22 protein-coding genes are annotated in these 26568 nt (G+C 49.6%); 21 read left to right on the forward strand and 1 reads right to left on the reverse strand.

Annotated elements, in window-relative coordinates:
- The first annotated feature begins 59 nt into the window (after window positions 1–59).
- The 21 genes from E5329_RS18400 to E5329_RS18495 all read left to right on the forward strand — a co-directional run bounded on the left by E5329_RS18400 (window position 60) and on the right by E5329_RS18495 (window position 26178).
- Window positions 60–1862 (forward strand): ABC transporter ATP-binding protein, encoded by a 1803-nt coding sequence (locus E5329_RS18400; RefSeq protein ID WP_135990859.1) that lies wholly within the window; start codon window positions 60–62, stop codon window positions 1860–1862.
- On the forward strand, window positions 1855–3618 hold the full coding sequence (locus tag E5329_RS18405) for an ABC transporter ATP-binding protein (RefSeq protein WP_135990860.1): 1764 nt from the start codon (window positions 1855–1857) through the stop codon (window positions 3616–3618). The genes E5329_RS18400 and E5329_RS18405 overlap by 8 nt, the downstream gene beginning before the upstream one ends.
- A gap of 42 nt (window positions 3619–3660) precedes the next feature.
- A complete protein-coding gene (locus E5329_RS18410; RefSeq protein WP_135990861.1) occupies window positions 3661–4077 on the forward strand; it encodes a winged helix-turn-helix domain-containing protein in 417 nt (138 codons plus the stop codon).
- Between the two features lie 243 nt (window positions 4078–4320).
- A complete protein-coding gene (locus E5329_RS18415) occupies window positions 4321–4737 on the forward strand; it encodes a zinc finger MYND domain-containing protein (protein WP_135990862.1) in 417 nt (138 codons plus the stop codon).
- Window positions 4730–4906 (forward strand): SHOCT domain-containing protein, encoded by a 177-nt coding sequence (locus E5329_RS29920; RefSeq protein WP_168356683.1) that lies wholly within the window; start codon window positions 4730–4732, stop codon window positions 4904–4906. Before E5329_RS18415 ends, E5329_RS29920 begins: the two co-directional genes overlap by 8 nt.
- 42 nt (window positions 4907–4948) lie before the next feature.
- Window positions 4949–6853, forward strand: a complete 1905-nt coding sequence (locus tag E5329_RS18420; protein ID WP_168356684.1) for a recombinase family protein — start codon at window positions 4949–4951, stop codon at window positions 6851–6853.
- Window positions 6838–8400: a recombinase family protein gene (locus tag E5329_RS18425; RefSeq protein WP_330572249.1), complete on the forward strand. Its 1563-nt coding sequence runs from the start codon at window positions 6838–6840 to the stop codon at window positions 8398–8400. The genes E5329_RS18420 and E5329_RS18425 overlap by 16 nt, the downstream gene beginning before the upstream one ends.
- Window positions 8401–8637: 237 nt before the next feature.
- Window positions 8638–9255, forward strand: a complete 618-nt coding sequence (locus tag E5329_RS18430; RefSeq protein ID WP_135990863.1) for a TetR/AcrR family transcriptional regulator — start codon at window positions 8638–8640, stop codon at window positions 9253–9255.
- A gap of 239 nt (window positions 9256–9494) precedes the next feature.
- Entirely contained in the window at window positions 9495–11270 is a 1776-nt protein-coding gene (locus tag E5329_RS18435) for an ABC transporter ATP-binding protein (protein ID WP_135990864.1), read from the forward strand.
- A complete protein-coding gene (locus E5329_RS18440; RefSeq protein ID WP_135990865.1) occupies window positions 11263–12999 on the forward strand; it encodes an ABC transporter ATP-binding protein in 1737 nt (578 codons plus the stop codon). The genes E5329_RS18435 and E5329_RS18440 overlap by 8 nt, the downstream gene beginning before the upstream one ends.
- 262 nt (window positions 13000–13261) lie before the next feature.
- A complete protein-coding gene (locus E5329_RS18445) occupies window positions 13262–14308 on the forward strand; it encodes a helix-turn-helix domain-containing protein (protein ID WP_275443447.1) in 1047 nt (348 codons plus the stop codon).
- A gap of 143 nt (window positions 14309–14451) precedes the next feature.
- Window positions 14452–15057 carry an MptD family putative ECF transporter S component gene (locus E5329_RS18450; protein WP_135990866.1) on the forward strand — a complete coding sequence of 202 codons (606 nt, stop codon included), beginning with the start codon at window positions 14452–14454 and terminating at the stop codon, window positions 15055–15057.
- Window positions 15058–15061: 4 nt separating this feature from the next.
- Window positions 15062–15742: an energy-coupling factor transporter transmembrane component T gene (locus tag E5329_RS18455; RefSeq protein ID WP_135990867.1), complete on the forward strand. Its 681-nt coding sequence runs from the start codon at window positions 15062–15064 to the stop codon at window positions 15740–15742.
- The gene (locus E5329_RS18460) at window positions 15739–17220 is read left to right on the forward strand and encodes an ABC transporter ATP-binding protein (protein WP_135990868.1); all 1482 of its coding nucleotides are present in this window, start codon (window positions 15739–15741) and stop codon (window positions 17218–17220) included. The genes E5329_RS18455 and E5329_RS18460 overlap by 4 nt, the downstream gene beginning before the upstream one ends.
- A 180-nt stretch (window positions 17221–17400) precedes the next feature.
- On the forward strand, window positions 17401–19209 hold the full coding sequence (locus tag E5329_RS18465; RefSeq protein ID WP_135990869.1) for an ABC transporter ATP-binding protein: 1809 nt from the start codon (window positions 17401–17403) through the stop codon (window positions 19207–19209).
- On the forward strand, window positions 19202–20956 hold the full coding sequence (locus tag E5329_RS18470; RefSeq protein WP_135990870.1) for an ABC transporter ATP-binding protein: 1755 nt from the start codon (window positions 19202–19204) through the stop codon (window positions 20954–20956). The genes E5329_RS18465 and E5329_RS18470 overlap by 8 nt, the downstream gene beginning before the upstream one ends.
- 9 nt (window positions 20957–20965) lie before the next feature.
- Window positions 20966–21334, forward strand: coding sequence for a metal-dependent transcriptional regulator (locus tag E5329_RS18475; protein WP_135990871.1), 369 nt, complete (start codon window positions 20966–20968; stop codon window positions 21332–21334).
- 73 nt (window positions 21335–21407) lie between these two features.
- A complete protein-coding gene (locus tag E5329_RS18480; RefSeq protein WP_275443448.1) occupies window positions 21408–21776 on the forward strand; it encodes a winged helix-turn-helix domain-containing protein in 369 nt (122 codons plus the stop codon).
- A 117-nt stretch (window positions 21777–21893) separates the two neighbouring features.
- A complete protein-coding gene (locus E5329_RS18485) occupies window positions 21894–22577 on the forward strand; it encodes a response regulator transcription factor (RefSeq protein ID WP_135990873.1) in 684 nt (227 codons plus the stop codon).
- The gene (locus tag E5329_RS18490; protein ID WP_275443449.1) at window positions 22570–23808 is read left to right on the forward strand and encodes a sensor histidine kinase; all 1239 of its coding nucleotides are present in this window, start codon (window positions 22570–22572) and stop codon (window positions 23806–23808) included. Before E5329_RS18485 ends, E5329_RS18490 begins: the two co-directional genes overlap by 8 nt.
- A gap of 72 nt (window positions 23809–23880) precedes the next feature.
- A complete protein-coding gene (locus E5329_RS18495; RefSeq protein ID WP_135990874.1) occupies window positions 23881–26178 on the forward strand; it encodes a hypothetical protein in 2298 nt (765 codons plus the stop codon).
- Window positions 26179–26384: 206 nt separating this feature from the next.
- Here the strand turns inward: E5329_RS18495 and E5329_RS30800 are convergent.
- Window positions 26385–26568, reverse strand: a 184-nt coding sequence (locus E5329_RS30800) for a hypothetical protein (protein WP_275443450.1), incomplete at its 5' end; no start/stop codon positions are given.

Below are 26568 nucleotides of genomic sequence, written 5' to 3' on the forward strand. Positions count from 1 at the left end.
ATAAGAATGGTTAGTGAAAGCTACCCGTTCTTATTTTGTTTTATGGAAGGAGTTTGCATATGAGTGAACGAAATTTGTCTGCGGGCAGTCGAATCAAAAAGAAGATTTTTTTATCCTGTCTGCTGTCCTATGCCCGTGAAGGGAAACAGAAACTGATCTTGTCGGTATTTTTGTCTGTTATCAGCATTACGGCGGGACTTGTGCCTTACTATTGTTTTTACCGTATACTCTGTCTGTTTTTAGATGGGACGGTTTCGGTTTCTGGAATCTGGTCATGGAGCTTTCTGGCACTTGGTGCTTATGCGGGGAAGGTACTCTGTTTTGGGCTTTCCACCACAGCGAGCCATTACGCAGCCTATCACATTTTGGAAGGTTTGAGGAACCGTGTGGCAGACCGCTTTTTACACGCCCCGCTGGGGGAAGTGGCGAAGCACAGCATCGGGGAGATCAAAGGGATTATGGTGGATAAAATCGAGGACATTGAGCCGCCCCTTGCCCATCTGGTTCCGGAGGGCAGCGGGCATATTGTACTGCCGCTGGTAAGCATGGCGGCGCTTGTGGCGATTGACTGGCGGCTGTTCCTTGCGTCCCTGGTTACATTTCCGCTTTCTTTCATCTGTATGGGGCTGACCTTCAAAATCAGCGGGAAAAACTATGACACATACAACGAATCCCTTGCACAGATGAACAGCAACATTGTGGAATATGTGGAGGGGATCGAGGTCATCAAGGCGTTCGGGCGGGCCGGGGAATCCTATGGGAAGTTTTCCTCTGCCATCCTGAATTACAGGACATTTGTGGTCAGGTGGCTTTCCTCCACCTGGGTGACAATGAAACTAGCGTTTGCCCTGTTCCCGTCCACACTGTTAGGAGTCCTGCCTGCGGCGCTCCTGCTTGGGGCGGGAGGGACGATTACAGCGGCACAAACGGCACTCGCTGTCATGCTTTCCATGTCCATGGTAGGCTCCCTTGCGAAGCTGGAGGTATTTTCCAATGAAATTAAGAAAGTGCAGATGACAGTGGAGGAACTGCAGGAATATCTGGAACTGCCGGAACTGCCGGAAAAAGGGCAGGATGCAGAACTGAAAGGCTATGGTGTGGAACTGAAAGATGTCCGTTTTTCCTATGAAAAGGATGAGGTGCTGCACGGCGTTTCCTTAAAACTGCCCCAAGGCAGCTTTACTGCGCTGGTGGGACCGTCCGGCGGGGGAAAGTCCACGGTGGCAAGGCTGGTCTCCCGGTTTTACGATGTGTCTGCCGGGAGCATTTCCATCGGAGGTGTGGATATCAGGGAAATGCCCCTTGCACAGCTTTCCGGCATTGTCAGCTTTGTGGCACAGGATAATTTCCTGTTCCGCTGCTCCATCAAGGAAAATATACGTATGGGAAATCCGGACGCAAGTGATAAGCAAGTGTTTGCAGCGGCAAGGGCGGCGCAGTGCGAGGAATTTATCAGAAAGCTGCCAAATGGCTATGACACGCCTGCGGGCGAAGCTGGCAAACGGCTGTCAGGTGGCGAAAAACAGCGTATTGCCATTGCAAGGATGATGTTAAAGGGTTCGCCAGTCATTATACTGGACGAGGCGACCGCTTTCACTGATCCGGAGAATGAGGATAAGATACAGAAAAGCATACGGGAATTGACGAAAGGGAAAACGCTGCTGGTTATTGCCCACAGGCTTTCCACGATTAAAAACGCTGACAATATCGTGGTGCTGGAGAACGGAGAGCTCGTGGCGCAGGGGCGGCAGGAAGAACTGCTGATGGGCTGCCCGCTGTACCGAAAGATGTGGGGGTCCCATATCGGTGCAAAGAACTGGTCGGTAGGAAAGCAGGGAAAGGAGGCAGAAGGAAATGTTTAAGACATTAAAACGGATCATAGGCTGGTGCGGTGAATTTAAGGGGAAATTATACGCTGGGTTTGTATTCTCTTTCTTTTCCCATCTGTTCGCCGCCATGCCGGTGATGGTGGCGGCGTATACCGTAGGGCTTTTACTTGCATCCGCACAGAAAGAAACGGCTTTTGACAGAAAGTGGGCAGGCATCAGCTTTGGGGTAATCGCACTGTTAGTCATCCTGCGGTTTTTCTTTGACTATATGCGTTCCCGTTTTCAGGAAGCTATCAGTTATGAGCTTGTGGCAAAAGACAGGCTTGCCATCGGGGACGCATTAAAGCGGGTATCCCTTGGGTATTTCCAGAAAAACAGCACGGGGGATATTTTAAATTCGATCACCACAGGATTAAATACACTGGAAAACATGGGAATCCGTATGATTGATAATTTTGTAGGCGGTTACCTGAACTTCCTCGTTATTTTCTTAAGCCTGCTTGTGTTTTCACCACTTACGGCTTTGATCGCGCTGGTCGGCGCAGCGGTTTCGTTTCTATTCCTTCTGCTGGTGTCAAAACACAGTGTAAGGAATGCCCCAAGGGAAGCAGAGGCAGGGCGGAAGCTGTCCGGGGCAGTGTTAGAGTATGCCCGCGGACTTCCCACCGTGAAATCTTTTGGGCAGGGCGGCGCCTCCATGCAGAGCATGAAAGAGGCAGCCAGGGAAAACCGTGATATCCGGCTGAAAATTGAATATGGGTTTACCCCGGCAAACTGCGGACACCTTTTGGCACTGAAAACCGCATCGGTATTCCTGGCTGCGGCTGCCTGTTTTCTTGCCCTTGCCGGGAGCATGGAAATGCCGGTTATGCTGATGTTTGTGTTCTTTTCTTTCGGCATTTTCGGTTCGCTTGAGCCAGTCAGCGACAGCGCCCATGTGCTGGGTATCATCAATACAGCGATGGATCAGATTGACGCGCTGAAAGAGGGAAACTATATTGACCGTGACGGGAAAGATATCGTCCTTTCAAATTTCGGGATAGAATTTTGCCATGTGGATTTTGGGTACGGGGAAGGAAATAATGCGGGGCGGACAGTGCTTAAGGATGTCAGCTTTACCATACCTGAAAAAACATCAACTGCCATTGTCGGGCCTTCCGGCAGCGGAAAGACGACCATCTGTAATTTGATCGCCCGTTTTTATGACGTGCAGGCGGGCAGTATCCGTGTGGGCGGACACGATGTGCGGGAATTTACCTGCGACAGCCTGCTGAAAAATATATCCATGGTGTTTCAGAATGTGTATCTGTTCCACGACACGATCCGAAATAATATCCGTTTCGGAAGACCGGATGCCACAGAGAAAGAAGTCATAGCGGCGGCAAAGGCGGCGAGGTGCCATGATTTTATCGTATCACTGCCGCAGGGATATGATACGGTAGTCGGCGAGGGCGGCGGCACACTGTCCGGCGGAGAAAAGCAGAGGATTTCGATTGCCAGGGCGATGCTGAAAGACGCGCCTATCGTTATCCTTGATGAAGCCACGGCAAGCATCGACCCAGAGAATGAGCATCTGATCCAGGAAGCCATCTCTGAACTGACCTGTGGGAAGACGATCATCACGATTGCCCACAGGCTGGCAACGATTGAAAATGCGGATCAGATTCTTGTAATTGATGGAGGAACGGTGGCGCAGAAAGGGACGCATAAAGAGCTGTTGGAACAGGAAGGAACCTACCGTGAATTTGTGCGTATCAGGGAACAGGCGGAAGGCTGGCAGATACAATGATCAGAAAGCCAGTGGAAAGAAGGTGGCTGTATCGGACGTGTAATGGTGATAGAATTTGGTGATCAGGATGTTTCCGCATTTGACGAGGTCATGGAAGTCCTGAAACGCCATCCGGGTTTTGAACATCTGTGGCGGCGGGATGAACCGATGGTTTCGCTTCCGGGGTTGGAGATTTATCCTGGCCGCAGGAAAATATACCGTGACCGCCGCGAGATAAGGCTTACGGCAAAGGAATATGACCTTCTCAGCCTGCTCGTGGCGAACAAAGGGCGCGTACTTACCTATGACCAGATATACAGCAAAGTATGGGGAGAGGATGCCTATGGGGATGAAAACAACGCCATAGGCTGTCACATCCGCAACATGCGGGAAAAGCTATATGAGGCAGAGCCGGATGCGCCGTTTACCATCCGCTGTGTGCGGGAGGTTGGGTACTGCTTCGAGGTTAATTCAGAATAAACGGTAAAGCAGTTTGGGAAACTAGGCTGCTTTTTCTGTGTTGCGGAGCTTCACGACAGAATATGATATTTTATAAAACGACATGAAAGAACAGCGAATAGTGACAAGCCTGCGGCTCATAAGATGCCGTAAGGCGGTTTTTTTATTTTACCCTCAAGTTTTCCCTTCTGCCGTGGCAATGAAATGGGAGGCTTTCTTATAAGCAGGGGTAAAATACATAAGCCTCCGCAGGAGGTGGTTCTCATGACGGAAGAACAGAAAAATATGGTCATAAAGCGCCGTAAAAGCGGCTTTGGATATGCGAGCATAGCAAAGGAGGCCGGGCTGACAAAGGATGCCGTGGTGGCGTTCTGCAGGCGGAACGGCCTGACCGGGAACAGGACGGGGAAAGCGCCGGAGGAGACCGGCAGCCGCTGTAAGGAGTGCGGGGCGGCGCTGGTGCAGGCCGAGGGGATGAAGACGAGGGTGTTCTGCTCTGCGCAGTGCCGGAAGAAATGGTGGAAGGAACATCCGGAGATGCTGAACAAAAAAGCGGTCTACACCCATACCTGCGCCGGATGCGGCAGGGAGTTCACGGCCTACGGCAATTCCAAAAGGAAATACTGCTCCCATGCCTGCTATATCAAGGACCGGTTTGGAGGAGGCGGGGCAGATGACTGAGGAGCAGCTCCGGGCGGAAAAGCTGTATTATATCTCGCTCTCCATCGCTAAATCCATGCTGGAAAAGGGCGTCATCGATGAAGAGGTATTAGCCATAATTGATACAAAACTGCTGGAAAAATACCGCCCGATTTCGGGTACATTATTGGCTGGAAAACCGTTGACTTAATGCGGTTTTAGAGTGATGTATAGTAGCGGAAGGAGTGATCTTATGGCGAAGATAAGCAGGATAGAGCCGAAAATACCGGCTCTGAAGAAGCGGCAGAAAGTCGCAGCCTACGCCCGCGTGTCCATGGAAACGGACCGCCTCGCCCATTCCCTTTCCGCACAGGTGAGTTACTATAACGGGCTGATACAGTCAAACCCTGAGTGGGAATATGCCGGGGTGTATGCGGATTTTGGGATCAGCGGGACCGGGACGGCGGCACGCAGCGAGTTCCTCCGCCTTATTGCGGACTGCGAGGCGGGGAAGGTGAACATCGTGCTGACCAAGAGCATATCAAGGTTTGCGAGGAACACAGTGGACCTGCTGTCCACTGTTAGGCATTTAAAGGATATCGGGGTGGAGGTGCGGTTTGAAAAGGAGCATATCCATTCCTTTTCCGGGGACGGGGAGCTGATGCTTTCCATCCTTGCCTCGTTTGCACAGGAGGAGAGCCGCTCCATTTCGGAAAATTCGAAATGGGGAATCCGGAAAAGGTACCAGTCCGGCGAGAACGGAGTGAAGAACAAACGGGTATTCGGATACAGCTATGACGGCGAAAATTATGAGGTCGTGCCGGAAGAGGCAGAAGCCGTAAGGCTGATATTCGAGAGGTTCACATCGGGCATGCCGCTTGGGGAAATCAAAAGCGAACTGGAAGCGGCTGGGATAAAATCATGGAGGGGATATGACCTTTCCTACACCCATTTAAACTATATCCTGCGCAACGAGATTTACATCGGCGACCGCAGGTACCAGAAATGCTTTATTGAAGACCCCATACGGAAAAATAAAATTAAGAATCAGGGGCAGCTCCCGCAGTATTATGTGGAAAACGACCATACGGCGATCATCAGCCGCGAGGTTTTTGACAAGGCACAGGATGAGATCATCAGAAGGGCGGCGCTGGTAAATCCTGCATACCCTTTCACGGGGAAGATAAAATGCGGCATCTGCGGATGCCATTATACGAGGCGTTCGGCCACTGTGAAAGGGCGGGAATATGTGAGCTGGTTCTGCAGGGCGAAGAAAGAGAAAGGCATCACCTGCCGGAGCCGCAATTATTCCGAAGAACAGCTCCAGAGGATATGCGCCGGCCTGATGGGGATGGAGGAATTTGATGCAGAGGCTTTCGGGGAATCCGTCCGGGGGCTTACCGTACTTCCGGATGGCAGCCTTGAGGCGGCGTTCCTGGACGGGCAGACAAAGGTGTGGGAGGCCCCGCCGGAGCCGGTGAAGCCCCCAAAGCCTGACAAGCCAGCAGGGAAACGCCCGAAAAACATTTTTGATGGGAAGATTTTCTGCGGAACCTGCGGGCGGTGTTTCGGCAGGGCGGTAAGCCAGACTGCGGACGGCGGGCATCTTTACTGGTACTGCCGCGCCAAAAGCAGCCACGGCGTGACCTGCGACAGCGTGAATTACCCGGATTCGGAGATAAGGGAAATCTTCTGCAAGGTTATGGGGCAGGATGAATTTAACGAAGGCTTTTTTGAGGAAACGCTGGAGCGGATGGTGGTGCAGAAAACCGGGAGCATAGACTTCCATCTGAAGGACGGCACGGTCAGGATGCATGAAGCCCTGAAGCTCCGCGGCAGCAGGCACGAGAACACATCCACGGAGGAATTTACGGGGAAGATACGGTGCGCCTCCTGCGGCAATCTTTACCACAAATACTGCTGTTATGGGAAATACACCTACTGGCGGTGCAGCGGAAAGTCAAGAGTCCGGACGGAATGCAACGGGCGGGATTTCCAGGATTCGGACATCCGCAAAATCTCGGCTTACCTGATGGGCATGGAGGAATTTGACGGGGCTGAATTTGAAAAACAGGTAAAGGAGCTTGCGGCGCTGGAGGATGGGAGCCTCGCGTGTCATTTTTATGGAGGGAAGGTGAGGAAATGGCAAAGAACGTGACAACGATACCGGCTACGCTAAACCGCTTTACGGCGGACCCGATCAGCAGCCGGAAGAAGCGGAGGGTGGCAGGCTACGCCCGCGTTTCCACCGACATGGAAGACCAGCAGACCAGCTACGCCGCACAGTGCGATTATTATACGAATTACATACAGAGCCGGGAGGATTGGGAGTTTGTCAAACTGTATTCGGATGAGGGGATCAGTGCAACCTCCACACGGCACCGTAGCGGCTTTAACCAGATGGTGGAGGACGCCCTCGCCGGACGCATCGACCTCATCATCACCAAGAGCGTGTCAAGGTTCGCAAGGAACACGGTCGACAGCCTCTCCACCATCCGGAAGCTGAAGGAGAACGGCTGCGAATGCTATTTTGAGAAGGAAAACATCTGGACATTCGATTCCAAAGGCGAGTTGCTCATCACCATCATGTCCTCGCTGGCGCAGGAGGAGAGCCGGAGCATTTCGGAAAACTGCACCTGGGGCATGAGGAAGCGGTTTGCAGACGGCAAGGTGAGCGTCCCGTTCGGCAGGTTCCTCGGCTATGACCGGGGAGAGGACGGGAACCTTATCATCAACGAAGGACAGGCGGAAACGGTGCGGAAGATTTACGGGCTGTTCCTGCATGGGCATTCACCTTATAAAATCGCAAAGATACTGACGGAAGAAGGCATCCCGACTCCGGGCGGCAAGAAAGTGTGGGGCAAGGCGGTGGTGGAATCCATCCTCACCAACGAGAAATACAAAGGCGACGCCCTGCTCCAGAAGGTCTACACGGTGGATTTCCTCTCCAAGAAGAAAAAAGTCAATGAGGGCGAGGTGCCGCAGTATTATGTGGAGGGGAACCATCCGGCCATCATAGAGCCTTACGTCTTTGACAGCGTCCAGGCGCTGATGAAGGCGAGGCGGCCGGGGAAGAACCGGAACAGCTGCGTGGGCGTTTTCTCCGGAAAGATAAAATGCGGGGACTGCGGGAGCTGGTACGGCTCCAAGGTATGGCATTCCAACGATAAGTACCGGAAGGTAATCTGGCAGTGCAACCATAAATTTGACGGCGGGGAGAAATGCACTACGCCGCATCTTGACGAGGAAGCCATAAAGACGCTGTTCGTCAGGGCGCTGAACAGTTTCTGCAGGGAAAGGGCGGAGATTACGGCAGCATTTGAGGAGATGAAGGAGGCGGCATTTGGGACGGACGAACTGGACAGGGAGAAAAAGCACCTGCAGGAGGAGATGAACGTGGTGGCGGAGCTGATACAGCAGTGCATTGCCGAAAACACCCGCATCGCGCAGAATCAGAAGGAATACGAAAAACGCTATAATGCCCTTGCAGAGCGGTTCGACAGGGCAAAGGCGCGGCTCGGCGAGGTGGAGGACGGGATCGTGGCAAAGCAGGCGCAGCGGGAGATGATGCAGAACCTGGTGGATACGCTGGAAGGGATGCCGTGGACAGCTTCGATGAGGGCGCATGGTACGCACTGGTGGACTATGCGACGGTCTACGGCAGGGATGACGTCCGGTTTACCTTTAAGAACGGGATGGAGATAAAAGCATAAGGTTTAGAGGACAGAAAAGGCTTCTGACGCACTTGGAGTGTGGGCAGGGGCTTTTCTTTTTTATGAAGTATTCGGTTTTGCAAATGGTATAAAAATGCAGGGAGAATCAAAACGGGATTTGGGCATTCAGATGAAATTTATTTTATCCTCTTGACAAAAACTCCGGTCTGGACTATACTATGTAACAGTGATATATAACACTGTTACAAGGAAAGGAGCGTGCGGCAGAATGAGTGAGCCGGAAAAAAACACACTGGAGCTGATTCATGCGGCGGCAAAAGCGGAATTTATGGAAAAGGGTTTCCAGGCTGCCTCCCTGCGAAATATCGTCAAAACGGCAGGCGTGACCACCGGGGCATTTTACGGCTATTACGACAGCAAGGAAGAACTGTTCGCGGCATTGGTGGACCCGGCCTATGAATATATGATGGGGCGGTATAAGCAGACCCATGAATATTTTGAAAGCCTGCCCATGGAAAAGCAGCCAGAGCAGATGGGAAAGATGTCATCAGAGTGTATGAATGAGCTGCTGGCATATTCCTGTGAGCATATGGATGAATTTTACCTGATCCTGAAATGTTCGGCAGGTACGAAATACGCTTCCATGATCGATGACATGGTGGAGATCGAGGTGGAGGCTACCCATCATTATTATAAAGTCTTAGAGCGGCTTGGGACTCCTTCCCCCAAAATTGACGAAAGGCTGGAGCATATCATGGCAACAGGGATGATAGGCGCCTTTTTTGAAATGGTTCTCCATAGGATGCCTTTTGACGACGCAAAGGCGTTTTTGCAGCAGTTAAATGATTTCTACACCGCAGGGTGGATGAAAATCATGGGACAATAACGAGGAAAGTGCCAATCGAGCTTGCTCAGATTGGCATTTGACGAGAAACTCCATCGAGACGCCAGTCGAGATGGGGCAGTAATCCGACCGGCAGCCGATAATAGAAAGTTTGCATTGCGGGCTTTCTATTATATTTTTCTTCGCGGGTTAGTAAAAACTAACTAATATTTCATAAGGGTAACGGGGAATGACTGCAGCGTTCCCTTTATCATAAAAAAACATACAAGGAGGTCTTACTTTTGAAAAAAGAATCCAATTTAAAGCGGCTCCTTCGGTATGCCGGGGGCTATAAGTACCTGACCATAGCGTCATGGATCTTAAGCGCGCTGAGCGCACTGGTGGCATTGCTCCCGTTTGTGTACATCTGGAAAGTCATCAAAGAAGTTTTGGATGCGGCTCCGAATTACGGGGATGTACAGAACCTGTCCCATAACGGATGGATGGCGGTAGTTTTCGCAGTGGCGGCGATCCTGATTTATATTGCGGCTCTCATATGCTCCCATCTGGCGGCGTTCCGGGTGCAGGCAAATATGCGGATGAGAGCAATGCACCACATCGTGACCCTGCCCATGGGCTTTATGGACGGCATCGGCAGCGGAAAAGTCAGGAAGACTGTTTATGAATCCAGCGCAGCAACGGAAACCTATCTTGCCCACCAGCTCCCCGACAAGGCAAATGCCCTTGCGACACCCGTGGGGCTTATCGTCCTTCTGCTTGTCTTTGACTGGCGGCTGGGGCTTTTGAGCCTTCTGCCGGTTGCGGCGGCGTTTATCATTATGAGCATTATGACAGGGAAGCGCATGGCGAAAAAGATGGAAGAATACAACAACGCCCTGGGGCAGATGGCGGGTGAGGCGGTGGAGTATGTAAGGGGCATTTCGGTGGTCAAAACCTTCGGTCAGTCAGTGTTCTCTTTCAGGCGGTTCAAGGAAGCCATCGACAATTATGAGAAATGGGTGATTGCCTATACAAAAGACCTGCGTTTCCCCATGATGTGCTACACCACGCTGGTAAACGGGATTTTTGCGGTACTGGTTGCAGCGGCATTGGTGATGGCATCGGGCGGGGTGACAAACGAGTTTTTACTGAACCTGATATATTACATCATTATCACGCCGATCATTACGCTGACGCTGACAAAAATCATGTATGCCAGCGAGAATAAGCTGATCGTGGCGGATGCCATGTCCCGCATTGACAGCATCCTGGAAATGGAGCCGCTGCCAGAAACAGATCATCTGAAACATCCGAAGGACAATTCCGTGGAACTTTCCGGGGTTTCCTTCCGGTATAAGGACGCTGAGAGGAACGCGCTGGAAAATATATCTCTCACGATTAAGCCGGGCGAACACGTTGCTTTTGTGGGACCGTCAGGCGGAGGAAAGACCACCCTTGCCAGCATCGTGGCAAGGTTCTGGGATGTAAACAGCGGCAGCGTGAAAATCGGCGGTGTCAATGTAAAAGATATCCCAAAAGAAGAACTGATGGATACGGTATCTTTTGTTTTTCAAGATTCTAAACTTTTGAAAACATCTATCCTGGAAAATGTAAGGATGGCGAAACCGGACGCTTCCCGCGAAGAAATCCTGAAAGCCCTCCATGACGCGCAATGCGACGATATCCTTGAGAAACTGCCGCAGGGCGTGGATACGGTGGTGGGTGCAAAAGGCGTGTATCTGTCGGGTGGGGAGCAGCAGCGTATCTCCATTGCGAGGGTAATGCTGAAAAGCGCACCGGTTTTGATACTGGACGAGGCGACCGCTTTTGCTGACCCGGACAATGAGGCAAAGGTACAGGCGGCGTTTTCTGTGCTTGCAAAGGGAAAGACCGTGCTGATGATCGCCCACAGGCTTTCCACGGTTACCGGTGCAGACAGGATTGTGGTAATCAAAGACGGGAAGATTGCGGATACAGGCACACACGGTCAGCTTAAGGACCAAGACGGTTTGTACGCCGAAATGTGGAGGCAGTACAACAAAGCGGCAAAATGGAAGGTAGGTGTTTCAAATGCATGAAAAGTTAAAGCACACGTTTGCCCTGTCTGACAAGGGCGCAAAGGACATGGTAAAGGCATTTTTCGCCTGCATCCTGCATAATCTTTCCCTGATGGTTCCGGTGGTGCTGTTATATAACCTCATCGGTGACCTGCTGGATGGGGGCATCCCGGAGGGGAAAAGTACATTTTACATCGCAGGTCTGGTCATTGCCCTCGGACTCATTATGCTGACATATTATATCCAGTACAACGCCACCTTTTTCGCCACCTATGTGGAGAGCGGTGTGCGCAGGCTTTCCCTTGCGGAGAAGCTGCGGAAGATCCCCCTGTCCTTTTTCGGAAAAAAAAATCTGTCCGACCTGACAACGGTTCTAATGTCGGACTGTGCGACATTAGAGGGCGGATTATCCCATTGGGTGTCGGAATTTATAGGCTCGCTTATTTCCACCCTTTTGATTGCGGCAGGGCTCTTTATCTTCGACTGGCGCATGGCGCTCGCCTCCCTGTGGGTGCTGCCTGTCTCCTTCGGAATTATACTGGCATCGGCGGGAGTCATGCGCAGCAGGCAGGAAAAGGTAAACGAGGTGTCCATTGCGTGTTCGGACGGCATACAGGAATGCCTGGAAACGCTGCGCGACCTGAAAGCAAATAATGCGGAGGAGGGGTACCTGAAAGGGCTGGACAGAAAAATAAAGGATGTGGAGAAGTATACGGTGATTGGTGAACTTACCAATGCGGTATTCCATACCTGCGGGCGCATGGTGCTTAAAGTAGGCATCGCTACGACTGTGCTGGCGGGAGGCGCGTTGTTAGCAGACGGTAAAATTACCCTGCTTACGTTCTTTGCCTTTATGATCCTGGTTTCCCGTGTATATGACCCGCTGATCGCCGCATTGGATAACCTGAGTGCAATTATCATGATAAGGAATATCCAGTGCAGGAGGATGGATGAAATTTTGAGCCACCCGGAACAGGAAGGCGCAGAGAAGCTGACAAACAGAGGATATGACATTGCCTTTGACCATGTTGGGTTTTCCTATAACAGCGGGGAAACAGTATTGAAGGATGTGTCCTTTACCGCAAAGCAGGGGCAGGTCACTGCTCTGGTCGGGCCTTCCGGCGGCGGAAAGACGACGGTTTCCCGCCTTGCCTCAAGGTTCTGGGATATCCAGAAGGGGAGGATCACGGTAGGCGGTATGGATATATCGAAAATTGACCCGGAATCGCTGATGTCCCTGTATTCCATCGTGTTCCAGGATGTGACGCTGTTTAACAATACGGTCATGGAGAATATCCGCCTGGGGCGAAAAGATGCGACCGATACGGAGGTGATTGAGGCGGCGAGGCTTGCCAACGTGGACGAATTTGCGGAGAAGCTCCCGGACAAGTGGAATACACTGATTGGTGAGAACGGCTGCGAGCTGTCAGGCGGGGAACGCCAGCGTATCTCGATTGCCAGGGCGTTTCTGAAGAATGCCCCGATCATCCTGCTGGACGAGGCGACGGCAAGCCTTGACGTGGAAAATGAGACGTTGATTCAGGAATCGTTGTCAAGGCTGATTGAGAATAAGACGGTTATGATTATTGCCCATCGTATGCGTACCGTTGCCGGGGCGGATCAGATTGTCGTCCTTTCGGAAGGCACAGTGGCGGAGCAGGGCAGTTCCGATACGCTCTTGAAAAAGGATGGCATCTATGCCCGCATGGTGAAGCTCCAGACGCAGAGCCAGAATTGGGCGATGGAATAAGAAGGGCATTTAGTTTGTATTTAGAAATGAAACGGAGATAAAGGTATAGGGAATACCCTCCACAGCTTACTCATAGGTGCTGGAGGGTATTATTCCGCAAAAATGATGCGGAGTATAGTAAAGACGGTGTGACTACATAAAGCCTCTATTATTTTTAAGGAGTATTATCAGTGATGCTTTCCCACACACTTGACAAAGCGTTTTAATTTGCTTATACTTATAATGGTTAGATATAACTAACTACAAGCAAGGAGGAGATTCTATGAATAGCACATATGAAATGGCAGCTATGGTTTTAGCCGGTTCAACCCTAAGCGATAATATTATACAAACAAAGAAGAATGATTCTTTTCATGGAATTGATTTATATGGTACAGCGCTTATAACCCAAAAATCTACATCTGCGTGTACAAAGTTTCAGTTTGAAAATGAAACGGGGACGGGAGAAATTACCTGTTATTCGGTCTTTGCAGGAATAGAACTTTTTTACAACGATATGCATACAGCGTACTGTAACCAGAAACAGTCTACGGCAAAAAACATAATTGAAATAAATCATTGTCGTGAAGGGCGGTATGAGTGTAGTTTTGGTGAAAACAGTTGTTGCTATATGGCACAGGGGGATTTGGCGATTGGTTCGCTGACGCGTAAAAAATCGTATTCATCATTCCCGTTGAACCATTATCATGGGATTACTGTTGTTATTAATTTGGATGAGATAATACCAGAGATTCGTTCCATTATGGAAATGTTGGGTATTGACTTAGAGAAAATTCATACATATATTTGTGAAGAAAACCGCTGTTGTATTATGCGGGCAAATCCGTCAGTGGAACATATTTTTTCAGAAATGTACCATGTCAGAGAGAAGCGAAAAGCAGGCTATATGAAAGTTAAAATATTAGAACTGCTGCTTTTTTTAAGTGACCTTGATGCGGAAGAAGAAGTGGTACAGACAGATTATTATAGTAGCAGCCAGGTTAAATTGATTAAAGAAATTGCTGCATTTATCACGACTGACTTGACATCGCATTTTACTATTGAACAGTTGGCACAGAGATTTCACATATCGCCTACTGCTCTGAAAAGGTGTTTTCGCGGGGTGTACGGTTCTTCCATTTATGCATATCTTCGGACATATCGGTTACAAGTGGCAGAACGGATGCTGAAAGAGTCAGTCTTGTCGATTACAGAGATTGCTGCAAAAATAGGATATGAGAATCCAAATAAATTCACGTCTGCATTTAAGAGTGTTTATGGTATTCCACCTACCGCTTTGAGAAAGAGTGTCCAAATGGATAGGAATTGAACTTTTTGGAGTGGCGAAAAAGTCTGATTTGCTCTAAAATATCCTCTGTCAGAAAAAAGCAGGAAACAGCTTACCTGGCTTATTTTTTGGTCCATAGGTTAGAATTGGCTAACTACTGTAAGACAAAAAGGAGGATTTCCGAAATGGAAAAAGAAAAATCAGTATCCACAAAGTTTTCTGTCAAAGATGCGGCAACCATAGGCATTTTCTGTGCCATTATGTTTGTTGTGTTTATGGCGTATTCTATGCTTACCGGCGCTTCTCTGTTTTATTCTATGATTTTCAATGCTGCTGGCGCCGGTTTCATACTTGCCCCGTTTTATGTTTATATGAGTATGAAAGTTGGCAAACACGGCCCTGCGCTGGTTTATAACATTATGTGGGCTGTCATTGCCGGTTTGATGATGGGGCCTTTTATGATTCCATGGTTTTTAGGCGGTGGCATTATCGCCGAGCTTTCCATGTGGGGAAAGGACAGCTACCACGACATTAAAAGAGTTTCTGTTTCGTGGGTTATTACGGCACTTGTCCGGGCTGCGCATGGTATGTCGGAGATATGGTTCTTTAAGGATGCGTTTCTTGCTACCGGCGTCAGCGAGGAACAGGTTCAGATTCAAACCCAGTATTATACCGACCCCAAGTGGGTACTGTTGAGTTTGGTGGCTACTGCTGTTCTTGCTGTTTTAGGCTGTATGATCAGCAATAAGCTGATCGTAAAACATTTCAGAAAGAGTGGGGCAATCAGATAAGACTATGGGCATAAAATTTGACTTCAGAACGAAACTGCTTGTCATAGTCCTCATGATGTCGCTTGTGGCAGTGCTCACAAGCGACATTTTGATATATACACTGTTAGGGCTTCTGTGCATATATCTATTGATTCAGGGATTTTACAGGCAGACAGTAAAATATTTTGTTGTGTGCTGTGTGTTTATCGTACTCCGCCTGTATTCAGATGGAAATGGGGTTACATTTCTGATGCCGGAAATGTTTCTGTTTATGATACTTCGTATTTTGATGATGGTTATGGCTGCACAGCCCGTTTTAGGTATGCCTCCGGGGGAAGTGGTGGCTGTATTTAAGAAAATCCATGCCCCGAACGGGATTGCGTTGCCCGTCACATTTACGCTGCGCTTTTTTCCGACGATACGAAGTGAATTTTCCGATGTGTTTGCTTCCCTGCGCCTGCGGAAATTGTTGTCATGGAGGCATCCGCTGGACGCTATGGAGTACATTGTAACACCGGTAATCTTCCGTTCTTCCAGAATTGCGGAGGAGCTGGCGGCATCTGCGGAAAGCAGGGGGATTTCCAATCCGGGAGTCCATAGCTGCCGAAGAAAGCTTTTATTCCGAAAAAGAGACTGGATCATGTGTGTGGCGGCCATTGCTGTCACGGTTATGTATTTTGTTTTGGAGAGGACGGTGGCAGTATGAGCGGGTATGAGAAGCGGCAGACCGTGGTCTCTTTTGAAAATGTTTCTTTTCAGTATCCGGGCGCAAAAGGCTCCAGCGTAAAGGACATCAATCTGGACATTAAATCCGGTGAATTTGTTGTTTTGACAGGGGGCAGCGGTTGCGGCAAGACAACAATCACCCGTATCATCAACGGACTGGCGGAAAAGTTTTATGAGGGAACATTGACCGGCAAGACATCTTTGCTGGGATGTCCTATTTCTGATTATCCAGTCTATGAGATCGGAAAACTTGTCGGTTCGATTTTTCAAGACCCGCGCAGCCAGTTTTTTGCCAGCATTACAGAGGATGAAGTTGCTTTTGGCTGCGAAAATTACGGTGTGCCTTTTGAAGAGTTGGAAACCAGAGTTGCGGAAGCAGTCAGGGGGATCAACGGCGAAATGCTGTTGGGAAAAGAGATTTACCCTATGTCCAGCGGAGAAAAACAGAAAATCGCAGTAGCTTCTGTGAGTGCGGTGAATCCTAAGATTTATGTCTTTGACGAGCCATCCGCCAATCTCGATATGTTTTCGGTAGAAGCATTGAAAGGGCTGATGGGGAAGCTGAAAGAAGAAGGGCATACGGTTTTGGTGGCTGAACACCGTTTATACTATCTCACTGATCTGGCAGACCGTTTTCTCTATATGGAAAATGGGCGGCTGGAAAAGGAGTGGTCGTCAGAGGAACTGCTGCAATTACCAGAGCAGGAGCGAAAGACAATCGGGATACGCATTGCGGATTTGCATAAGATTGAGACGGCAATTCCTGAGAAAGCGGAACAGTCAGAAATTTTGTTTGTCTGCGCCCTCTCTTTTGCCTATCGCAGAAAGCCTGTTTTTGAAAACCTGTCATTCAAGGCATATTCAGGGGATCTGATCGCAGTTATCGGCCACAATGGGGTAGGAAAAACAACGCTGGCAAATATTTTGTGCGGAATCAAAAAGGAAAAATCCGGGAAGGTGTTATATTGCGGCAGGGAGGTCTCCTGGAAAAGAAGAAGGAATTTTGCCTATTTTGTCACGCAGAATACAGACAGTCAGCTTTTTGGCGACAGTGTGGCAGAGGAATTGAAGCTGAACAGAAAGAATGCGGAGGACGGGCAGATTGAGGAGCTGCTAAGGCTCTATGGCCTCTATGAATGGTGCGACTTCCATCCGGCCACTCTTTCCGGAGGGCAGAAGCAGCGCTTGACACTGGCGGTATCGGATTGGATAGATACGCCGGTTTTGATTCTGGACGAGCCGACCAGCGGATTGGACTTTCAGAATATGCGGAGGATTTCCGACCATTTGAAATCGCTTGCTGAAAAAGGGAAAACTATTCTGATCATTACCCATGACTTTGAATTTGCGGCAATGACGTGCAATCGGGCTTTGTATTTTTCAGATAAAAGCCATGTGGAGGATTTCTCTTTACAGGGGAATTTGGATAAATTATATTCTTGCCTAATGGCACAATAATTTGGGTGTCTGATTGGATAGATATGCGCTGTTTGGAGTGGCAGAAAACAAGAAGGTATTCTATTATATCAGGTGAGTTAAACGATACTAACTTACCTGCTTTTTGCGCGGGCAATGAGCCAGGCGGGTATATCGTGTAGGCATATGAAGTATGCCAGAAAAAAGAAAGGAGCTTGACTTATGGATAAGCAAAATAATAGGGAGTTGTCCAGAATGTTCCAGTATGCCGGGAAATATCACGGCCTGACTATTCTGGGCTGCGTACTCTCTGGGATCAGTACCATTTTATCCATGTTGCCGTTTGTCTGCATCTGGCTTGTGATCCGGGATTTCATTCATGTACTCGGACAGGGGGATGTTACGTTTGCGGTTTCCAGCAGCCGGTACGCATGTCTGGCGGTGTTATTTTCAGCATTGAGCATTTTGCTCTACTTCTTTGCGCTGAATTGTTCTCACCTTGCGGCCTTTCGTACCGCTACAAACATGAGAAAAGAGGCGGTTCATCATATTGTGACCCTGCCGTTGGGCTATTTTGACCGAAATGCCAGCGGGCGGCTACGGAAGATTATTGATGATAACGCCGGGCTTACAGAGGGGTTTCTAGCTCACCAGTTGCCCGACCTTACCGGAGCTGTTGTCATGCCGGTGACTGTTCTTGTATTGATTTTTCTGTTTGACTGGAGGCTTGGGATCTGTTGTCTGATTCCTATGGCGGTCAGTGTGTTTTTCTTAAAGCAGATGATGGGCGGTGACAATGCTCAGTTTATGTCTAAGTATATGACCGCGCTGGAAGGAATGAACAAGGAGGCTGTTGAATATATCCGAGGCATTCCGGTCGTAAAGGTATTTCAGCAGACTATTTATTCTTTCAAAAACTTTCATGCGGCTATTGAGGAATATCAGAAATTTGCTTTTGGCTATGCGTTAAAGTGCCGGATTCCGCTGACCGGGTTTACCGTGACGCTGAATGGAACTTTTGTCCTTTTGATTCCGGCTGCCATGCTGATTTTATCGGCGGTAAGCGGCCAGGCGGCTTATACGGACGTGACGCTTGATTTCCTTTTTTACAGCTTGTTTACGCCGGTCTGTGCTACGATGATGAACCGGATCATGTTTGCCAGTGAGCAGCTCATGGCCGCTAAAAGTGCGGTCAGCCGTGTAGAAGCTATCTTGCAGGAAGAGCCGCTCCCGGAGTCGGATTCTTTGCAGATACCAAAAGACGCAAGTGTTGTGTTCAGGGATGTATCATTTTCCTATCCGGGAGCCGCAGAAAAAGCGCTGGATCGGGTGAGTTTTGAAGTGCCTGCAGGAAAAACAGTTGCTCTGGTTGGCGCTTCCGGTAGCGGCAAAAGTACGGCGGCCAGTCTGATTCCTCGTTTTTACGATGTTCAGGAAGGGAGCGTTTCTGTCGGCGGCGTGGATGTCCGTAATATTGCAAAGCACGACCTGATGGAACGGGTTGCTTTCGTGTTCCAAAATACGCGCCTTTTCAAAGATACCCTTTTAGAGAATATCCGGGCTGCCAGACCTTCCGCTTCCCGTGAGGAGGTATTGAGGGCTGCCAAGATGGCGCAGTGCGGGGAAATCATAGACCGGCTCCCTGATGGGCTTGATACTGTTGTAGGCAGTGGCGGCACTTATCTTTCCGGCGGCGAGAATCAGCGTGTTGCTTTGGCAAGGGCTATCCTGAAAGACGCTCCTATTATCGTGCTTGATGAAGCTACTGCATTTGCTGACGCAGAGAATGAGCATCAGATTCAGCTTGCTTTTGAGGAATTGACGAAGGGGAAATCTGTCCTGATGATTGCCCACAGGCTTTCTACCGTACAAGATGCCGACCTGATTTTAGTGTTCAAGGACGGGAGGATCATAGAGCGCGGAACACATGGGGAATTGTTGGCTGGAAACGGTGTTTATGCGGCCATGTGGAAAGATTATCAGACTTCGATTTCCTGGAAGGTTGGAAAGGGGGATACAAACCATGATTGAAGCATTGAAAAAGAAATATGCTCTCAGCAATCAGGGCGCAAAGGATTTGTTTAAGGGGATTGTGTATTCTGTTCTTGCAAACGTCAGTCTGATGCTCCCCGTAATTCTGCTGGCGGTTGTCCTGAACCGGTTATTGGCTCCGCTGTTAGGGACGGTGGCGCAGGAATTTAGCACATGGTTCTATACCGGAATTGGAATTTTGATTCTGGCGGTGGTGTTTATCCTGCATTATCTCCAATATACGGCAGCGTATATGGGGACGTATGCGGAAAGCGCGAGACGGAGAATTCGCCTTGCGGAAAAGCTGCGGACTTTGCCCCTTGACTTTTTCCACCAGCGTGACCTTTCAGACCTGACGAGTACGATCATGGGGGACTGTGCCAGCTTTGAACATGCGTTTTCCCATACTGTGCCGCAGTTTTGGGGTGCCGTGATCTCAACCTCTGTCGTGTGTGTCGGCCTGCTGGTTTTTAACTGGCAGATGGGGCTTGCTCTTTTGTGGGTTGCTCCGATTTCTTTTGCAATCGTGCTTCTTTCCCGCAGATGGCAGGAGAAACTTGGAAAGAAGCACATGGGAGCGAGGCTGGAACTGGCGGAGGGGATTCAGGAGTGCCTGGAAACGGTGCAGGATATTAAAGCCTGTAATCAGGAAGAAGAATATCTGAAAAAACTGGATGCGAAAATGGATGCTGCGGAAAAGGCGCAGGTATCTTCTGAATTGACAACGGCGAGTCTGCTGACAACCGGGCAGATGTTTCTTCGGCTTGGCCTGGCGACTGTCATTGTGGTTGGGAATGGGCTGGTTATGGGAGGCCGGACGGATTTGTTTACGTATATTTTGTTTTTGATTGCAGCCTCCAGGCTGTATGACCCGCTTTCCGGCGCTATGTCAAATATGGCGGAAATGTTCAGTGTCGGCCTGCAGGTGAAACGCTTGAAAGAAATTGAGGAATACCCGGAGGAAGCCGGGGAGAAAAATATTCAGACGGATGGTTTTGATATTACGTTTGACCATGTGAAATTCTCTTATGAGAAAGACAAGTCTGTATTGCGGGACGTTTCTTTTACGGCGAAGCAGGGGCAGGTTACGGCGTTAGTCGGGCCGTCGGGCGGCGGTAAAAGTACGGTTGCAAAGTTGGCCGCTAAATTTTATCCGTTAGAAAGCGGGAAGATATTGCTAGGTGGAAAGGATATTGCGCCATTGGATTCTACCATGCTGATGAAAAATTTTTCTATTGTCTTTCAGGATGTGGTGCTGTTTAACAATACGGTTATGGAGAATATCCGTGTGGGGCGTAAAAATGCAACGGATGAGGATGTCATAGCTGCCGCTAAAGCGGCCATGTGTCATGAGTTTATTGAGCGGCTCCCCCAGGGCTATCAGACGGTTATCGGTGAGAATGGCTCTACCCTTTCCGGGGGTGAATGCCAGCGGCTTTCGATTGCCCGCGCCCTCTTAAAGGACGCCCCGGTTATTTTGCTGGACGAGGCAACCGCTTCTCTTGATGTGGATAATGAGACGGAAATCCAGAATGCGATTTCCAAACTCATTAAGGGAAAAACGGTTCTGGTGATTGCCCATAGGATGAGAACCATTGAAGCGGCTGACCGGATCGTGGTGCTTGCGGAGGGGACTGTTGCGGAAAGCGGGACTCATTCTGAACTTATGGAGAAGAAGGGGCTGTACCGGAAGCTGGTTGATTTACAGACAAAATCAGCTAACTGGAAGCTCAATGTAAATGTGTAGGAGGAAAATATGAAGATTCATGCGTCGGGCGAGGATTATCTGGAAGCAATCCTTGTTTTACAAAAGAAAATAGGTATGGTACGTTCCGTAGACCTCGCCCGGCACATGGGCTTCAGCAAGCCAAGCATCAGCCATGCGGTAGGTGTATTGCGGAATGGAGGTTTCCTTACAATGGATAAAGACGGATTCCTGCACTTGACGGAAGAAGGGCGGGAAATCGCCGAGAAGATCTATGAACGCCATCAATTTTTTACGGATCAACTCATTGCGGCAGGTGTCAATGAAGTAACCGCAGAAGAAGATGCCTGCAGGATTGAACACGCTATCAGTGATGAGAGCTTCCGAAAGCTGCAAAGATATTTTATGAAGCCAAAGTAGGGGAGGTGATGGCATCGTTCGCATAGTAGTATTTGAAATACATGACAGCGATTCCGATATCTTCGATAAAATCATGGAGATAGTGGAATCCCATCCTGATATCGAATGCCTGCGGGTGAGGGATGAGCCGATGCTGTCGCTTCCGGGGCTGGAGATTTATCCTGGGCGGAGAAAGATTTACCGTGACCGCCGGGAGATCAACCTCACCACAAAGGAGTATGACCTTTTGTGCCTGCTTGCGACAAACAGGGGGCAGGTGCTTACATATGACCAGATATACCGGAAGGTCTGGGGAGAGGATTCCTACGGGGATGAGAGCAATGCCATCGGATGCCATATCCGCCATCTGAGGGAAAAGCTGTACGAGGCGGAGCCGGATGCACCTTTTACCATCCGGTGCGTGAGGGAGGTCGGGTATTGCTTCGAGGTCAATTCTGAATAAAGGCTATATGGCGGTTTGGTTTCCCAAGCCGTCTTATTTTAACAGCATAAAAAATAGTAAAAGTAAATTCAATCTTTCCTCAATCTTTTATGCTACAATAAAGATGGAGGTGTCCATATGAAAATACTGCTTGTGGAAGATGAAAAAAGAATGGCGCAGGCACTGGTTGAAATCCTGCGCATGGAGAAATATAAGGTGGAGCATTGTGCTGACGGTGTGTCCGGCATGGATGCCGTGGAAAGCAATGTTTATGATATCATCATCCTTGACGTCATGCTGCCGGGAATGGACGGGTTTGAAATTGTAAAAAACGCACGTCAGAAAGGCATCCGCACACCTGTCCTGATGCTCACGGCAAAGAGTGAGCTTGACGATAAAGTCACAGGGCTTGACAATGGTGCGGACGATTACCTGACAAAGCCGTTTATGATGAAGGAGCTGCTGGCAAGGCTCCGTGCCCTTGGCAGGCGGAACATCCATTCATCGGACGGCACGCTGTCATTCGGGGATATCGTCCTTGATACAGGTACATTATCCCTGGCCTGTACGGTGAATAATCAGAGTGTCCGTCTGGGCGAAAAGGAATACCGCATCCTCGAATACCTGATCGCCAACCAGGGACAGATCCTTACCCGTGAGCAGCTTGCCTTGAAAATATGGGGGTATGAAAACGAAGCCGAGTATAACAATGTGGAAGTATATATGTCGTTCACACGCAAAAAGCTGTATTTTGTGGGGGCAAAGACGGAGATCAAGGCGGTGCGCGGGATCGGGTATGAACTGAGGTGCGACAATGTTTAGAAAATCCAGACGGAAAATTGTGGCTGCGATCATGTCCGTGCTGATCCTGCTGTTTTTGGGGACACTTGCAGTCATTTACGCTTCCAGTTATCATGAAGTGTCAAAAACCAACAGGGAAATGCTGGAACGCTATGTGGAGCTTTATTCGCTGGAGGCACAGCCGGGAGCAGGAGGGCATCCTGACGGCAGGCCGGATATGGGAAGGCACGCCCCGGAGGATACCCCTGCGTTCCGGCTGTCCACATTCTATTCCGTGGCGCTCTCCAAAAACGGGGAGATGCTTGCGGCGGATAATGATGGGCGGTTTGTTTATGATGATGAGGAGCTTGCGGAAATTGCCAGGGAAATTGCGGATGGAGGGAAAGAACATGGCAGCAGGGGGAGCCTTATGTTCCTCATGGCAGATAAGGGAGGCTATACGCTGGTGGCGTTTATGGACAATACGGTCATGCAGGGCAGCATGGCTACCTTGTTCCGTTACACATGTGTGTTCGGCGGTGGTGCGATCCTGCTGCTTTTTTTCCTTGCCATATATCTTGCAAAAAAGATTGTGAAGCCGCTGGAGGAAAGCTACCGCAGGCAAAAGCAGTTTATTTCAGATGCAGGCCATGAGCTGAAAACGCCGGTTTCCATTATCAGTGCAAATGCCGAGCTGCTTGCAAGGGAAGCGGGCAGCAGCCAGTGGCTGTCAAATATCCAGTATGAAAACGAGAGGATGGGCGTACTGGTGGCCCAGCTCCTTGAACTTGTCCGGACGGAGAATGTCAGCCCCCGGATGGAATGCATTGACCTTGGCCGTCTAGTCAGCGGGGAAGCGCTGCCTTTTGAAAGCGTGGCTTTTGAAAATGGGGTAACGCTGGAAAGCAGCGTGGCGGATGGCGTGCAGGTCAGCGGGAACAGCATCCAGTTAAGGCAACTTATCTCCATCCTTCTGGATAATGCCATCCGCCACTGCGGGCATGGAGGGACGGTGGGGATTGTATTAGCGAAAGGGAAGAATGCCGCTTTCCTTTCTGTCATAAACGACGGGGAAGAAATCCCCAAAGAGCAGCGTGAAAAAATCTTTGAACGGTTTTACCGTGCAGACCAGGCAAGGAACAGTGAAAGTGGGAATTACGGACTGGGGCTTGCCATAGCGAAGGCGGTTGTCACGGCGCACAGGGGCAGGATCGAAGTGCTGTGCCATGAGGCAAAAGTGGAATTTGCCGTCCGCATCCCCCTGCAGAAATAAAGGAAACCTTTCAATGAAACTTCAATCTTTCTGTTGTACCATGAAGCCATCAGAGCAAAGGAGGCTATATTCATGGGAAAATATAAAAAAATACTGGCAGTGTTTCTCTCCCTCGCAATGGCGGCAGGGACCTTCGGCTGCGCAGGAAAGCCGGGGAATATGGATGCCCCGCAGGAGGGCAGCGGTGCCCAGGCAAATGCAGGGGAAAGCGGCAGTCAGGGGGATCAAGAAAAGAAAGCGTATATTGAGCAGACATTAAACCTTGCAGAAAATGAAGGGCAGGAATGGACATATTCCAAAGATGCGGACGCATGGGTGCTTTCCGTCGTGTCTGCCGTTGCTTATCCCGAACTGCCCGACCAGCAGGGGGTATCGGTATGTGTTCCCGGCGCTTATATTAAGGGCATTGATACCGATGGGGACGGAAATGTCGATGCCACATCTGAAAATGCAGAGGCTGCCGTGAAAGGCTCCCTCGTAATAGACTATGAAGCAGAAATAACAAGTACAAACGGACAGGTCTATACGGCGGCGACAGCGCCTGTGATCCTGAATACCGGGGCAGCGGGCTATGGCTCACAGAACAATTCTGCGGCTTCTGTATCCCATGCCGCTGACGGCTATATTAATGTTGCCTGCGGGAACAGGGGAAAACAGGATACTGCTGTTGATGACGGGGGAAATACTTACTATACGGGCGATGCCCCGTCCTGTCTGGCAGACCAGAAAGCGGCTGCGCGATATGTGAAGTACAATATCCTTCTCGGAAACCTGCCCGGCAATGCGGACTGTTTTGTATCTACCGGCGGTTCGGGCGGGGGCGCCCATGCGGCGATGTTTGCAGCCACCTCCAACCATCCTGATTTTTACGATTACCAGATTGAAGCCGGCGCTGTGGGCGTGTATAAAAACGGGGATGGGACATATTCCACCACGGTCACCATTGACGGCACGGACTATGAAATCTCAGACAGTGCATGGGGGAGCATTGCGTACAGTGCAATTACACCCCTCTATGAAGCGGATATGGCTCTGGCATTTGAGTATTACCTGAACACGGAATACTCTTTCAAGACGCCTTTCCAGGCGCAGCTTGCAGAGTATCTGTCGGAATCCTATATGGAATATATCAATGGGCAGGAACTTTCCGTGGCAGAGAGTGCAGCAGGGTTTGACCTGAACCGTGATGGTGATATGGATGACACGGTTGCACTGACCATTGAATATGACCCGGAAACACACGCAGATACCAACGGGTATTATGGGACCTATCTCGACCTGTATCTGGCGGAATTTACGCAGAACCTGCAGTGGTATCTGGATAACCTTGATTATGCCGAAGGGTGGACATGGTTTGATGCAGACGGGCGTGCGCTCAGTAATGAAGCTGTCATGGCAATGACAGGGGAAGATAAGGCGCAGGCATTTCTGGAAGGACGTTATGCAAAAGGCAGCAGCGGCGGCATGATGGGAGGTGGAATGCCAGGCGGTAGCAGGCCGGATGGAGAAATGCCCGGAGGCGGAATGCCGGGCGGTAGCAGGCCGGATGGAGAAATGTCCGGCAAAATGCCGGAGGGCGGTCCTGGAGGGACACCTCCCGACGGAAATATGCCTGACAGCGGAATGCCGGGCGGAGAATCCGGGGAGATGATAGTGGGGACACCTGACGGCGGGACAACGCAGTCTGCCACCGGGAAGGGCGATTCTGCAAACTATGAGTCTTACAAAGATATGGTTGCTGCATATAAAGCGGATATCGAAGAGGTCAATGCAGGAGACAGGTATGGGAATCATATTGTTTCTCTGTATAACCCCTTAAACTACATCGGCGCCGAAAACACGGATGATCCAACATGGATCAAAATCATTATGGGTGCATCAGAAGGGGACATCTCACTGTTCAATTCCCTGAACCTGCAGATCGCATGGCTGAATGCAGGGGCTGATGCAGAGATTGAATGGCAGTGGGACGGCGGCCATGTCCCGTCTGAAGCATTGGGAGATTCCTTTTCCCTCTATGTTGACCAGATGTATGGGGAATATGTGGATGGCGCCGTTTCTGTTTCTAAGCCGGGAGCGGCAGGGCAGGAGTCAAATGGAACGGCCAAAGAAGCTGCAGGGAAGGACATCAGCGGCTGGGTAAACCATGAGGATGTTTCCGCAGTCACATTTTCTTTAAAAGATATCGCAGCTTACAGGACGGCAGGGGCAAGCAAGGCAATGCCGGCATTCGATGTCATTGATTATGGGCAGGAGGATTATGTATTCGGAAACACGGAAAAAGATGCCCGCCATTGGAATACTTATCTTCTTGAAATTTTTGAAAAATATGGAGATGTTTTAGAAACGTTATTTAACGAGAATAAATAATGCCAGGTGGAGCCTTTGGGATTTTCTTTCAGGAGATATCCCAAAGGCTTTTTTATTCCGTGCACACCCCTCAGAGGCAAAGTTAAAAAGTATGGGGGCAAAATTAAAAAGTATAGGGCAAAATTAAAAGGTTTGGGGAAAAGTTACATTGTATCAAAGACGGCTATTAGATAGATATGTAAAACCGCATTTTGATACAATCTGTTTCAAGAAAATATGTGAAAAACGCTTGAAATAAAGGCTTTCGGCAGATTTGATAATTTGCCGAAAGTCTTATTTTTACACCAGTTTACAACTTTTATAAATGATAGCCCTTTTGTTGGACAAGATATTTCAGGACTCTTATAAGAACAGATGATTTTATCATACTTTCGCTCTTTTTCACGAAAG

The organism is Petralouisia muris (assembly GCF_004793545.1).
Lineage (GTDB): Bacteria > Bacillota > Clostridia > Lachnospirales > Lachnospiraceae > Petralouisia > Petralouisia muris.

Coding starts and splice junctions, on each gene's coding strand:
- E5329_RS18400 (WP_135990859.1), top strand. CDS start 60: ATGAGTGAACGAAATTTGTCTGCGGGCAGTCGAATCAAAAAGAAGATT.
- E5329_RS18405 (WP_135990860.1), top strand. CDS start 1,855: ATGTTTAAGACATTAAAACGGATCATAGGCTGGTGCGGTGAATTTAAG.
- E5329_RS18410 (WP_135990861.1), top strand. CDS start 3,661: ATGGTGATAGAATTTGGTGATCAGGATGTTTCCGCATTTGACGAGGTC.
- E5329_RS18415 (WP_135990862.1), top strand. CDS start 4,321: ATGACGGAAGAACAGAAAAATATGGTCATAAAGCGCCGTAAAAGCGGC.
- E5329_RS29920 (WP_168356683.1), top strand. CDS start 4,730: ATGACTGAGGAGCAGCTCCGGGCGGAAAAGCTGTATTATATCTCGCTC.
- E5329_RS18420 (WP_168356684.1), top strand. CDS start 4,949: ATGGCGAAGATAAGCAGGATAGAGCCGAAAATACCGGCTCTGAAGAAG.
- E5329_RS18425 (WP_330572249.1), top strand. CDS start 6,838: ATGGCAAAGAACGTGACAACGATACCGGCTACGCTAAACCGCTTTACG.
- E5329_RS18430 (WP_135990863.1), top strand. CDS start 8,638: ATGAGTGAGCCGGAAAAAAACACACTGGAGCTGATTCATGCGGCGGCA.
- E5329_RS18440 (WP_135990865.1), top strand. CDS start 11,263: ATGCATGAAAAGTTAAAGCACACGTTTGCCCTGTCTGACAAGGGCGCA.
- E5329_RS18445 (WP_275443447.1), top strand. CDS start 13,262: ATGAATAGCACATATGAAATGGCAGCTATGGTTTTAGCCGGTTCAACC.
- E5329_RS18450 (WP_135990866.1), top strand. CDS start 14,452: ATGGAAAAAGAAAAATCAGTATCCACAAAGTTTTCTGTCAAAGATGCG.
- E5329_RS18455 (WP_135990867.1), top strand. CDS start 15,062: ATGGGCATAAAATTTGACTTCAGAACGAAACTGCTTGTCATAGTCCTC.
- E5329_RS18460 (WP_135990868.1), top strand. CDS start 15,739: ATGAGCGGGTATGAGAAGCGGCAGACCGTGGTCTCTTTTGAAAATGTT.
- E5329_RS18465 (WP_135990869.1), top strand. CDS start 17,401: ATGGATAAGCAAAATAATAGGGAGTTGTCCAGAATGTTCCAGTATGCC.
- E5329_RS18470 (WP_135990870.1), top strand. CDS start 19,202: ATGATTGAAGCATTGAAAAAGAAATATGCTCTCAGCAATCAGGGCGCA.
- E5329_RS18475 (WP_135990871.1), top strand. CDS start 20,966: ATGAAGATTCATGCGTCGGGCGAGGATTATCTGGAAGCAATCCTTGTT.
- E5329_RS18480 (WP_275443448.1), top strand. CDS start 21,408: ATGGAGATAGTGGAATCCCATCCTGATATCGAATGCCTGCGGGTGAGG.
- E5329_RS18485 (WP_135990873.1), top strand. CDS start 21,894: ATGAAAATACTGCTTGTGGAAGATGAAAAAAGAATGGCGCAGGCACTG.
- E5329_RS18490 (WP_275443449.1), top strand. CDS start 22,570: ATGTTTAGAAAATCCAGACGGAAAATTGTGGCTGCGATCATGTCCGTG.
- E5329_RS18495 (WP_135990874.1), top strand. CDS start 23,881: ATGGGAAAATATAAAAAAATACTGGCAGTGTTTCTCTCCCTCGCAATG.